This is a genomic window from Flavobacterium haoranii (assembly GCF_009363055.1).
GTDB classification, from domain to species: Bacteria; Bacteroidota; Bacteroidia; order Flavobacteriales; family Flavobacteriaceae; genus Flavobacterium; species Flavobacterium haoranii.
Map to the genome: position 1 here is coordinate 2,333,919 of NZ_CP045292.1, position 12,032 is coordinate 2,345,950.

Sequence of the window (12,032 nt, forward strand, 5' to 3'; positions counted from 1 at the left end):
AATAAAAATGAAAAACAGAAAAATTAAAATAGGATTTTTGGTTGTATTAGTTTCACTAACATTACAATCGTGTTTTGTAGCTAAAGATTATAAGGAACCAAAATTAGAAACCGAGAATTTATATAGAACAGAAGCAATTTTAGATAGTACATCTATCGGAATGATTTCTTGGAAAGAATTATTCACTGATGCTCAGTTACAGAGTTATATTGAAGAAGGAATTCAAAATAATTTAGATCTTCAAATTGCCATTCAAAACATGGTTGCTGCTGAAGCTACAATGAAACAAGGAAAGGCAGGATATTTACCAAATATAGGATTAAATGCTACTTGGACACATCAAGAAACATCCGCTAATAGCCAATTTGGTCGTTTATTTAGTAGTATCGATCAATACGAATTGTCTTCTAAATTAAGTTGGGAGGCTGATATTTGGGGAAAAATTAGAAGTAATAAGCGCGCAACATTAGCTAGTTATTTGCAAACTGAAGCAGCTACTAGAGCGGTTCAATCTGATTTAATTGCAAGAATAGCATCGCTTTATTATCAAATGTTAGCTACCGAAGAACAAATTAAAGTAGTAAAGCAAACCTTGGAAAATCGTGTTCAAAGTGTTGAAGTAATTTCAGCTTTAAAAAAATCGGGAAGTGTAAATGAAGTAGCGGTGAAACAAACCGAAGCACAAAAATGGGCTACAGAAATTACGTTGAAAGATTTAGAATACAATTTAAAAGTAATGGAAAATTCTTTCAATTTATTGCTAAATAAAAAACCTGGAACAATTGTTAAAACAAGTTTTAAAGATCAAAATATTTCAGCAGATATTAAAACAGGTGTACCTGCTTTATTATTGAGTAACAGACCAGATGTTGTAGCAGCAGAAATGGGTTTTAGAAATACCTTTGAGTTAGCTAATGTTGCAAGAAGTAATTTTTATCCAGCATTAACCATTACTGCAACAGGTGGATTCCAAAGTTTAGAATTAAAAAATTGGCTTTCGGCTAATTCTATTTTTGCAAATGTAATTACAGGTATTACACAACCAATTTTTAATCAACGTCAAAATAAAACACGATTAGAAGTTGCTAAAGCAAATCAGCAAAAAGCTTATTTAAATTATGAGAAAACACTTCTAACAGCCGGAAAAGAAGTTTCAGATGCATTAGCGAGTTATCAAAACGAAACAGATAAATTAGTTTTAAGAGAGCAACAATTAAACGCGTTAAAAAATGCTGCTAGTTATTCGGATGAGTTATTAAAATATGGTATGGTTAATTATTTAGAAGTGTTAACAGCAAAAGATAATGCTTTAAATACAGAACTAAACTTTATTAACAATAAATTTAATCAATTAAATGCTGTTATTACACTATATAAAGCATTAGGAGGCGGAAGCCAATAATTAAAATATTGCCCTACTCATTTGTAGGGCTTTTTTTGTTATGGAAGAATCAAAAAGAAAATTTATAGTAAACGAAGCGCTAAGCTATTTTTTAAAATATGGCGTTAAAAGTTTTACAATGGATGATATAGCAGAAAAGTTATGTGTGTCTAAGAAAACTTTGTATGCTTTGTTTACAAATAAAGAAACTTTGCTTTTTGAAACAGTAGATGAGCTTTGGAAAAACTTTTTAGTTGAGGTTCAAGTCATAAATGAAGTAGAAGAATTAAATCCGTTACAAAAAATAATCAAGATTTATACTTTTTCAATTAGGACGATAAAGTCAATCGATCCTGTTTTTATTCAAAGTTTACAGAAATATCAAAATAAAGTTATGAAAAGTTTTCTTTCAAACAGAGAACATTTCAGTAAAGGAATTATCAAACCTTTATTAATTGAAGCGCAGGAAAAAGGATTTATAGAAGCCAATTTAGACATCGACTTCTTTATTGAAGTAAATTTTGAAAATGTAGATAAACGTATTTGGTACGAAAAAATTATCAGCCAACATTCGGAAACCGAAATAGTAAACTATTTAATTACATATCGCTTAAAAGGAATAGCAACAAATCCCAATTTAGTATTACTTACCACGTTTTAAAAGGATGTTTGCTTAAATAAGAATTGTAATATTTTACATCTTCAGTTACTTCTGTTCCTAGCCAATTAGGTTTTTCAAAAGTTTCATCTTCAGTTTGTAATTCAATTTCGGCTAAAACTAAACCTTCATTTTCGCCATAAAACACATCAACTTCGTAAATATGAGTTCCCACAATTACATCGTAACGAATTTTATCAATAACTCCCGTTTCGCAAAGTTGTAATAGCTTTTCTGCTTCTTCAATAGCAATTTCCTTTTCCCATTCATAACGAGAAAATCCTTCGCTCTTTCCTTTTATGGTTAAATAACCATTTTCGCCCTTTATTCGAACTCTAACCGTTCTTTCAGGGTGAGATGATAAATAACCTTGCACAATTCTGTTACTACGACTAAAATCGTCTAAAAACGAATTGTTGTTAACTAAAAATTTGCGTTCAATTTCAATCATAAAAGATGTTTTCTCAAAAATACTTTATTTATTTTAGTTTTTTTAAACAAAGCGAAGCTTTGTATTCTTTTACGCAAAATAGTTTGAAAAAGCTCTGAAAACAGGAGCAAAGCAACGCAGAGTTTTTCAAACGATTTTAATCGAAGATTAAAAATTTCTCGTAAAAGTGTCCTTTCTTTTGATTCGTTTTCTTTGGACAAGCAAAGAAAATGAATAGTTAAAATAATAGCTTCTAATTTTTATTTTGAGTGAGATTTGCAAAATTGATAATTAATAATAAACTAATTTTGTTACATGCTTCAGGAAGAAAAACATAGAAAAATTATTCATGTAGATATGGATGCATTCTATGCATCTGTAGAACAAATGGATAATCCTGAACTCAAAGGAAAACCTTTAGCTGTTGGCGGAAGCGAAGTTCGTGGCGTAGTTTCGGCAGCGAGTTACGAAGCACGAAAATTTGGTGTAAAAAGCGCCATGAGTGCTGTTCAGGCAAAACGTTTATGTCCCGAATTAATTTTTGTGAGACCAAGGTTTGATCGTTATAAAGAAATTTCGAAAAAAATTAGAAAAATATTTTTAGAATATACTGATTTGGTTGAACCACTTTCTTTAGACGAAGCTTATTTAGATGTTACTGAAAATAAAAAGAACTTGCAAAGCGCTACTTTAATTGCTCAAGAAATTAGAAAACGTATTTACGATGAGGTTGGTTTAACAGCTTCTGCAGGAATTTCAGTGAATAAATTTGTGGCAAAAGTAGCTTCTGATTATAATAAACCAAATGGTCAAAAAACAGTAAATCCTGATGAAGTTGAAGATTTTTTGGAGAAACTCGACGTAAAAAATTCTATGGTGTAGGTAAAGTTACCGCTGAAAAAATGTACCAATTAGGAATTTTTACGGGTTACGATTTAAAACAAAAGTCATTGGAGTTTTTAGAGAAACATTTTAGTAACAGCGGACAGTATTATTACCAAATTTCTCGCGGAATTCATAAAAGTCAGGTTAAGCCAAATAGAACTTTGAAATCGGTTGGAGCTGAACGCACTTTCTTTGAAAACTTAACTTCCGAAGTGTTTTTAGAAGAGAAAATAATCAGTATTGCAAATGAACTTGAAAAGCGTTTACAAAAAAGTAAAGTCGCAGGAAAAACCATTACGTTAAAGTTAAAATATTCCGATTTTACTTTACAAACTCGCAGTAAAACTTTGCCTTATTTTGTTGCTGATAAAAATTTGATTATCGATGTTGGAAAAGAATTGTTATATCAAGAGCGATTGAAAAATTCGGTTCGATTACTTGGACTTTCATTACATAATTTGAATACCGAATCTAAAAAAGAAAAAGAGCCACCACAAAAAAGTATATCCGTTCAATTAAAATTTGACTTTAAAGAATAAAAAAACCAGCTGAAAGCTGGTTTTTTTTATGTATAAAAAGAATGAATCATTCAATTTCCGAAATACGTAAAGTATTTACCATACCTTTTTTCATAATTGGCATTGCTGCAAGATTTACAACCATATCGCCTTTTAGTAGGTAACCTTTTTCTTCACAAATTTTATTTAAATCATCAATAGTATCATCTGTACTTACAAATTTATCGTAGTAAAATGCGCGAACTCCCCATAATAGGTTTAATTGCGTTAAGATATATTTATTTGATGTAAATACTAAAATGTGTGATTTTGGTCTCCAAGCAGAAATTTGGAATGCAGTATAACCACTATTTGTTAATGTAGTAATTGCTTTTGCATTAATATCATCGGCCATAATTGCGGCATGATAACAAATAGATTTTGTTACAAAACGTTTGGTTCTAATGTGCGGAGCGTTTAACGGAACTTTAATTAATGGAGAGTGTTCAACACTTTCGATAATTCTAGTCATTGTTTCAATTACTTGAACTGGATAGTTTCCTACAGAAGTTTCTCCAGAAAGCATAACAGCATCAGCACCATCCATAACCGAGTTTGCAACGTCGTTTACTTCAGCTCTTGTAGGAGTTAAGCTTGTAATCATTGTTTCCATCATTTGAGTAGCAACAATTACAGGAATACGTGCAGTTTTAGCGCGGTTAATTAATTTTTTCTGAATTAATGGAACTTCTTCAGCAGGAACTTCCACTCCTAAATCTCCACGAGCAACCATTAAACCGTCGCAAAAAGCAACAATTTTATCGATGTTTTCAACCGCTTCTGGTTTCTCAATTTTAGCAATAATTGGAATTTTATGATCTGAATGTTTCGAGATTAAATCTTGTAAATCTGCTAAATCTTCTGGAGTTCTAACAAACGAAAGTGCAATCCAGTCAACTTTATTCTCAATAGCAAAAATAGCATCACGAATATCTTTTTCTGTTAAGGCCGGTAACGATACTTTTGTGTTTGGTAAGTTTACTCCTTTTTTAGATTTTAAAGGTCCACCTTGTAATACAACAGCTTCTACTTCAGTGTTTTTGTCTGTTTTTACAACTTCAAATATTAGTTTACCGTCGTCTAATAAAATATGTTCTCCAGCATTTACATCTCTTGGGAACTCTTTGTAATTCATGTAAACTCTTTCCGCAGTTCCTAATACATCTTCAGCAGTTGTAAATGTAATTTTATCGCCTTTGTTTACCACAACATCTTCCTTCATTACGCCTACGCGTAATTTTGGACCTTGTAAATCGGCTAAAATTGAAGTAGTGTATCCAAATTCTTCGTTTAATTCTCTAATATATGCGATTCTAGTTTTAACATCTTCATAATCAGCATGAGAAAAATTAATTCGAAATACATTTACACCAGCGTCAATCATTGCTTTCATGATGCTTTTCTCATTACTAGCAGGGCCTAAAGTGGCAACAATTTTAGTTTTTTTGTTTGTTGGCATTACTTTTAAAAAATTAAATTGTTTTTAGATTTTAGTTTGTTTTGTTCTATTTTGTAAACCAATGAAACATTGGTTATTTCGTTTAGTTTTTTTAAGATAATTTCTGGCTCAAAATAATCATCTGTATTATCTATTTTCAAGATATAATCTGCAGTTTTAAATTCAGGAATCAAGCTCATTGTTGCATTAACATCATCAAATAAACCTAAATTACTGTTTTTAGAAATATAATTACTTTTATTACTTACTAAATGCCAGCATAAATCTTGCAATTCATCATCAAAAATAAAATGTTCGAAAATTGATTTACCGTCTTTTGACTTTAATTCGACATCAAAATCGTTTTTAGTAAGTTTTATTTCTAGTACTTTATTGATTAAATAAGCAAGTCTATAATCTTCTAAATTTGAATGAATTGCAATAAGTTCGTAATCTGAACTTAATAAGTCGTCGATTAGAATTTTATGAATTGCCATTTTTACACACAAATTTGTTCAAATATAGTATTAATTAGCTACAAAATTGATAAAATATTCATAAAACAGCCTTATTTTTTAACGAAAACGTTATAGCTACCCTAAAAAAATTATTTTTTCTCAATTTGAGCTTGTAATGCAAAATATGCTCTTTGAGAAGCTTTTTCTTCAGCTTTCTTTTTTGAAGTAGCTCGAGCTCGAGCAATAACTTTTTGGTCAATATGAAGTTTTACACCAAAATATTTTTGTTCTTCGGTTCCATTATCTTCAAAAGTTTCAAATTGAAAAGTTTTTTTCTCTTTTTGACACCACTCAATAATCAAACTTTTATAACTGATGACTTTTCCTTCAAGTTTAGGAATATCAACATAAGGTTTAATTACTCTATTTTGAATAAATTTTTCACAAAAAAGAAAACCTTTATCAAGATAAATAGCACCAATTAATGCTTCAAAAATATTTCCGTGTATATTTTCGCCAAAATGTTGCGGGTTAACTTTACTTTCAACAAGATCGATGAGTCTTAAATCGCGTCCTAATTCGTTTAAATGTTCTCTACTCACAATTTTTGAACGCATTTTTGTTAAATAACCTTCATCTCCAGTTGGAACTTCATTGTATAAATGTGCTGCAATTACACTTCCCAGCATAGAATCTCCTAAAAATTCTAAACGTTCATAATTAAACGGATTTCCTTTTTCGTCAGTCTTATTTGTAGAGCGATGTGTAAAAGCGTTTTTGTAGAATTTTAAATCAGAAGGTTTAAATCCTAGTATTTTGTAGATTTTTTCAAAAAAAATCCCGTCTTCTGGGGAACGGGAATTTTTTGATATTTTACTAAGTAATCTGCGCATGCTTATATATTACCCTTCGTATTTTTTGAATAACATACATGCATTGTGTCCTCCAAAACCAAAAGTATTACTCATAGCAACTTTAACTTCTCTTTTTTGAGCTTTGTTTAAAGTTAAGTTTAACGAAGGATCAATGTTTTCGTCAACAACGCTGTGGTTAATAGTTGGTGGAACAATACCATGTTGAATTGCTAAAATAGATGCAATTGCTTCAATAGCACCAGCTGCTCCTAAAAGGTGGCCTGTCATCGACTTAGTTGAATTTATGTTTAAGCTTTTGGCGTGATCACCAAAAACAGCACTAATTGCTTTTAATTCTGCAACATCTCCAAGAGGTGTTGAAGTTCCGTGAGTATTGATGTGGTCTACATCTTCAGGATTCATACCTGCATCGCGTAAACAATTTTTCATTACTGCAATAACACCAATTCCTTCTGGATGTGGAGCAGTTAAGTGATAAGCATCTGATGATAAACCTCCGCCGCCTACTTCACAATAAATTTTAGCACCACGCGCTTTCGCATGTTCGTATTCTTCTAATACAAGAGCTCCTGCTCCTTCACCAAGTACAAATCCATCTCTTGTTGCATCAAATGGTCTAGATGCCGTTTCCGGACTGTCGTTGCGTGTAGATAAAGCTTGCATAGAATTAAATCCTCCCATACCTGCAATAGTTACAGCGGCTTCAGAACCACCAGAAACTACTACGTCGCACATACCTAAACGAATGTAATTGAAAGCGTCTACTAATGCGTTCGCAGATGAAGCACAAGCAGATACAGTTGTATAATTTGGTCCCATATAACCATTTCTCATAGAAATGTGTCCAGGAGCAATATCAGCAATCATTTTTGGGATAAAGAATGGATTAAAACGAGGAGTTCCATCTCCAGCTGCATAATTCATTACTTCATCTTGGAAAGTTTGTAAACCTCCAATACCAGCACCCCATATAACACCAACTCTGTATTTGTCTACATTTTCTAATGTAATACCAGCGTCTTTAATTGCTTCATCACTTGCAACAATTGCATATTGAGCAAATTTATCTAAGCGTCTTACTTCTTTTTTATCGATAAAATCTTCGATATTTAAGTTTTTTACTTCGCAAGCAAACTTAGTTTTATGCTTTTCGGTATCATAATATGTTATGGGTGCAGCACCGCTTTTCCCGTTAATTAAACCTTCCCAGTATTCTTGAAGATTATTACCAATAGGGGTTAAGGCTCCAAGCCCAGTTACTACTACACGCTTTAGTTGCATAGAATTGATTTTAGTGTTATATAAAAAAACCCATAGTGCTTTTAATAAAAACTAAAAGAAACAATGGGTATTACATATGATTTATTTCTAATGATTGTAATACAATCAATGTTTTTTACAAATCTAAGTAAAAGATTGTAAACTAATGTAATAAAATTAGAACACCCGTCAATCCATAGATAACGGGTGTTTAATATTATTTCTTAGCTTCTTCGATGTAAGAAATAGCTTGACCAACAGTAGCAATGTTTTCTGCTTGATCATCTGGAATTTGAATATCGAATTCTTTTTCGAACTCCATGATTAGCTCAACAGTGTCTAATGAATCAGCTCCTAAATCGTTTGTGAAGCTTGCTTCAGCTACAACTTCGTTTTCGTCAACACCTAATTTGTCTACGATAATCGCTTTTACTCTTGATGCAATGTCTGACATAATCTTTAATTTTTAATTTAATTTGTTGGCAAAAATAAAAAACTTTATTTTAAAACAACATTTTTGTGATTAAATGTGACTACGAATTTAAAAAAAATAATTCACAAAGACTCTTTTTTTCTATTTTTTACCAAATATTATTCTTTTTTTTGCGTAATGAAAATCATTGTAAAAGCTGAATTTTACTAATATGAACGGCGAATTCACTTCGTCTTAACGGTAAAAAAATAAATAATGAAAAAAATAATTTTATTTGCTTCTGGAAATGGCACTAACGTCGAAAATATTATAAAATATTTCCAAAATTCTGGTCAGGGAACTGTAAGCGCCGTTTTTGTAAACAATCCAAATGCAAAAGTTATTACGAGAGCAAAGGATAATAATGTCGATGTTGTTTTGTTTGATAAACAACAATTAACTGAAGGTTCTGTATTAGAAAAAATAAATAAAATTACACCAGATTTAATAGTTTTAGCTGGTTTTTTGTGGATGTTTCCAAGTGCTATTATAAAACAGTATCCAAATAAAGTTATCAACATTCATCCTGCATTGTTGCCAAAATATGGTGGAAAAGGCATGTATGGTAAATTTGTTCATGAAGCAGTTTTAAACAATAAAGAAACCGAAACAGGGATTACAATTCATTATGTAAATGAACATTATGATGAAGGTGAATTTATTTTTCAAAAAGCAGTGAATATTGAAGATTGCACAACTCCAGAAGAAATTGCTCAGAAAGTTCATTTGTTAGAACATGAGTTTTTTCCAGAAGTAATTTCAGAAATTTTAAATTCTAAAGCTTAAGTTTTGTCGTACGAAGTTCACATATATACAGATGGTGCATCTAAAGGGAATCCAGGTCCTGGTGGTTATGGTGTTGTTATGGAAATGGTGGGAACTCCTTATAAAAAAGAATTTTTTGAAGGTTTCCGATTGTCGACTAATAATAGGATGGAGTTATTAGCCGTAATTGTAGGTTTGGAAAAATTAAAAAAACCAAAAACGAAAGTTTTAGTAATTTCCGATTCAAAATATGTCGTGGATGCGGTGGAAAAGCGATGGGTGTTTCAGTGGGAAAAAATCAATTTCAAAGCTAAGAAAAATCCCGATTTGTGGATGCGATTCTTAAAAGTGTACCGCAAACACCAAGTCGACTTTCAATGGATTAAAGGACACAATAATCATCCTCAAAACGAACGCTGCGATGCATTAGCTGTTATGGCATCGCAACAAGAAAAGTTATCTGTAGACGAGTTTTATGAGAGAGAAGAAAAAGGAGTGTAATTAGTTAAATTAATTTTTTTTCACAAATTCTTTGGGGCTTATGCCAGTTTGTTTTTTAAATATTTCGGCAAAGTAAGAATGGCTTTCAAAGTTCAATTCGTCAGCAATTTCACTTATTGTATATTTTTTTAGCACAAGCATTCTTTTACTTTCTAAAATAATTCTTTTCCTAATAGTTTCAGTTACAGTTTGATTTAAAACTTCTTTACAAACTCTGTTCAGGTGTTTTAAACTAATATTTAATTTTGAAGCATAAAATGAGGGTGATTTTTCGTTTTTGAAGTGCATTTCCAATATGTTTTCAAATTGCTCTATTCTGTTTTGATATGAAGAACTTAAGTGTGTTTCTGTAAAACGATACTTTCTTGCTAATTCAATTAAAAGCATATCTAATAGAAGTGTAATTTTATCTTTTTTGTATAAATTTTGAGCTTTGTTTTCTTCTAAAATTTGCTGAAAATAGTTGCTTATTGTTTTAATTTCTTCTGTTTCTAATTTAATTTCGGGATTACTTTTTGTTGAATTAAAAAAAGAATAATGGTCAACTCTTTTTTTAGCAAAATGTAAATTATAAAATTCGCTAGTATAAAATAAAATGTAACCTTCAATATCAGATGAGAGTTTCCAACTATGAATTTGTCCTGGTTGTAGTAAAAAGAAAGCACCGGGTTTAATTTTATAGGTTTTAAAATCTATCGTGTGTTTTCCAGAACCTTCAGTAAATAAAACTAATAAATAAAAATTATGACTATGAGATTTTTCAATAAAACTATTGGTTAACAGATGAGTTTTAAATGTGTTAATGAAAACATCTTCAATTAAAGTGTTGTAATTAAATTTATTTATCTCATATATAGGATGATTTTTCAAAATGTCCTTTTTGTTATAGAATATGCGAATTTAGTTTATTTTAATCAGATTTAATGTCTCTAATTTTGCTAAAATTAAACAATGATAGTTGAAATTAAAAATATTTTCACAAATCGATGTCCTAATTGTTCAAAAGGTAAAGTTTTTGCTGATAAGAGTTTTTATTTTAGTCTAGGATTTCCAAAAATGAACAAGGCTTGTAAAAATTGTGGATTTACATTTGAAAAAGAACCAGGATTTTTCTTTGGCGCTATGTTTGTGAGTTATGCATTAGGTGTTGCAGAAGCATTGATTACATATTTCATAATGAGGCCTTTTTTTGATAAAAATTTCGATCTTAATATGTTTCCTTTTATTATGATTGTACTTTTAGCTTTGATGTTTTTTAATATCCGATTATCACGCATGATTTGGATTTACATATTTAAAAATTACAAGAGTTGAATTTATATAAACTTTGCAATTCTAATTCTTTGCAACTCTGCAACTAAAAGATTATCTTTGCACCTTATTTTTTTATAGAAATTCAATGAACAAATTATTGATTGTAGGAACAGTAGCTTTTGATGCTATTGAAACACCTTTTGGAAAAACTGATAAAATTTTAGGAGGAGCCGCAACTTATATTGGCTTAGCTTCAAACTTTTTTAATGTTGATGCAGCTGTAGTATCTGTTGTTGGTGAAGATTTTCCAAAAGAATACCTTGATTTATTAGAAAACAAAGGAGTAAATATTGAAGGAATCGAGATTGTTAAAGGAGGAAAAACTTTCTTTTGGAGCGGAAAATATCATAACGATTTAAATTCACGTGATACTTTAGTAACAGAATTAAATGTTTTAGCTGATTTTAACCCAATTGTTCCTGAACAATATAAAAATTCAGATGTAGTTTTATTAGGAAATTTACATCCACTTGTTCAAGCTGGAGTTTTAGACCAAATGACTGAAAAACCAAAATTAATAGTTTTAGACACTATGAACTTTTGGATGGATTGCGCTTTACCAGAATTAATGAGTGTAATTGCTAGAGTAGATGTTATTACAATTAACGATGAAGAAGCACGTCAATTATCGGGTGAGTACTCTTTAGTTAAAGCAGCTGAGAAAATCCACGCAATGGGACCAAAATATGTGGTAATTAAAAAAGGTGAACACGGTGCTTTATTGTTCCATAATAAAGAAGTATTCTTTGCACCTGCATTACCGTTAGAAGAAGTTTTTGATCCTACAGGAGCTGGAGATACTTTTGCTGGAGGTTTTGCTGGCTATATTGCACAAAGCGAAAATATTTCTTTTGATAATATGAAAAGCGGAATTATTTACGGTTCAAATTTAGCTTCATTTTGTGTAGAAAAATTTGGAACTCAAAGAATGGAAGCTTTAACAAAAAAAGAAGTAGCATCTCGTTTACAGCAATTTAAAGCTTTAACGCAATTCGAAATCGAATTAGATGAATAAAATTATGCCTCGTTTTGCGGGGC

The 12,032-nt window shown here is 30.7% G+C and carries 13 protein-coding genes and 1 pseudogene; 7 read left to right on the forward strand and 7 right to left on the reverse strand.

What is annotated here, in order from left to right:
• Nucleotides 1-7 precede the first annotated feature (7 nt).
• Together GCU34_RS11130 and GCU34_RS11135 are read left to right on the forward strand one after the other, a co-directional pair.
• On the forward strand, nt 8-1,402 hold the full coding sequence (locus GCU34_RS11130; RefSeq protein ID WP_178138331.1) for an efflux transporter outer membrane subunit: 1,395 nt from the start codon (nt 8-10) through the stop codon (nt 1,400-1,402).
• Between the two features lie 40 nt (nt 1,403-1,442).
• Nucleotides 1,443-2,042 carry a TetR/AcrR family transcriptional regulator gene (locus GCU34_RS11135; RefSeq protein WP_072782047.1) on the forward strand — a complete coding sequence of 200 codons (600 nt, stop codon included), beginning with the start codon at nt 1,443-1,445 and terminating at the stop codon, nt 2,040-2,042.
• On the opposite strand, the gene GCU34_RS11140 is transcribed toward GCU34_RS11135, so the two are convergent.
• Nucleotides 2,029-2,490 carry a CYTH domain-containing protein gene (locus tag GCU34_RS11140; protein WP_072782045.1) on the reverse strand — a complete coding sequence of 154 codons (462 nt, stop codon included), beginning with the start codon at nt 2,488-2,490 and terminating at the stop codon, nt 2,029-2,031. The genes GCU34_RS11135 and GCU34_RS11140 overlap by 14 nt on opposite strands.
• A gap of 294 nt (nt 2,491-2,784) precedes the next feature.
• On the opposite strand from GCU34_RS11140, the pseudogene dinB reads away from it, so the two are divergent.
• A pseudogene (dinB, locus tag GCU34_RS11145) lies at nt 2,785-3,893 on the forward strand (DNA polymerase IV).
• A 46-nt stretch (nt 3,894-3,939) separates the two neighbouring features.
• Here dinB and pyk read toward each other — a convergent pair.
• The 5 genes from pyk to GCU34_RS11170 form a co-directional block, all read right to left on the reverse strand.
• The gene (gene pyk, locus GCU34_RS11150; RefSeq protein WP_072782041.1) at nt 3,940-5,370 is read right to left on the reverse strand and encodes a pyruvate kinase; all 1,431 of its coding nucleotides are present in this window, start codon (nt 5,368-5,370) and stop codon (nt 3,940-3,942) included.
• 5 nt (nt 5,371-5,375) lie between these two features.
• Nucleotides 5,376-5,846: an IPExxxVDY family protein gene (locus GCU34_RS11155; protein WP_072782032.1), complete on the reverse strand. Its 471-nt coding sequence runs from the start codon at nt 5,844-5,846 to the stop codon at nt 5,376-5,378.
• Between the two features lie 110 nt (nt 5,847-5,956).
• Nucleotides 5,957-6,700 (reverse strand): ribonuclease III, encoded by a 744-nt coding sequence (gene rnc, locus GCU34_RS11160; protein ID WP_072782030.1) that lies wholly within the window; start codon nt 6,698-6,700, stop codon nt 5,957-5,959.
• 9 nt (nt 6,701-6,709) lie between these two features.
• Complete coding sequence (gene fabF / locus GCU34_RS11165) at nt 6,710-7,963, reverse strand: beta-ketoacyl-ACP synthase II (RefSeq protein ID WP_072782028.1); 1,254 nt, start codon at nt 7,961-7,963, stop codon at nt 6,710-6,712.
• Nucleotides 7,964-8,159: 196 nt separating this feature from the next.
• Nucleotides 8,160-8,396 carry an acyl carrier protein gene (locus tag GCU34_RS11170; RefSeq protein ID WP_002988156.1) on the reverse strand — a complete coding sequence of 79 codons (237 nt, stop codon included), beginning with the start codon at nt 8,394-8,396 and terminating at the stop codon, nt 8,160-8,162.
• A 234-nt stretch (nt 8,397-8,630) separates the two neighbouring features.
• On the opposite strand from GCU34_RS11170, the gene purN reads away from it, so the two are divergent.
• Entirely contained in the window at nt 8,631-9,200 is a 570-nt protein-coding gene (gene purN / locus GCU34_RS11175; RefSeq protein ID WP_072782026.1) for a phosphoribosylglycinamide formyltransferase, read from the forward strand.
• Nucleotides 9,201-9,203: 3 nt separating this feature from the next.
• Complete coding sequence (rnhA, locus tag GCU34_RS11180) at nt 9,204-9,680, forward strand: ribonuclease HI (protein ID WP_072782025.1); 477 nt, start codon at nt 9,204-9,206, stop codon at nt 9,678-9,680.
• 9 nt (nt 9,681-9,689) lie between these two features.
• On the opposite strand, the gene GCU34_RS11185 is transcribed toward rnhA, so the two are convergent.
• A complete protein-coding gene (locus tag GCU34_RS11185; protein ID WP_072782023.1) occupies nt 9,690-10,550 on the reverse strand; it encodes an AraC family transcriptional regulator in 861 nt (286 codons plus the stop codon).
• 81 nt (nt 10,551-10,631) lie between these two features.
• On the opposite strand from GCU34_RS11185, the gene GCU34_RS11190 reads away from it, so the two are divergent.
• Nucleotides 10,632-10,994 (forward strand): DUF983 domain-containing protein, encoded by a 363-nt coding sequence (locus GCU34_RS11190; protein ID WP_072782022.1) that lies wholly within the window; start codon nt 10,632-10,634, stop codon nt 10,992-10,994.
• 85 nt (nt 10,995-11,079) lie between these two features.
• On the forward strand, nt 11,080-12,009 hold the full coding sequence (locus GCU34_RS11195) for a PfkB family carbohydrate kinase (RefSeq protein WP_072782020.1): 930 nt from the start codon (nt 11,080-11,082) through the stop codon (nt 12,007-12,009).
• The last annotated feature ends 23 nt before the right edge of the window (nt 12,010-12,032 follow it).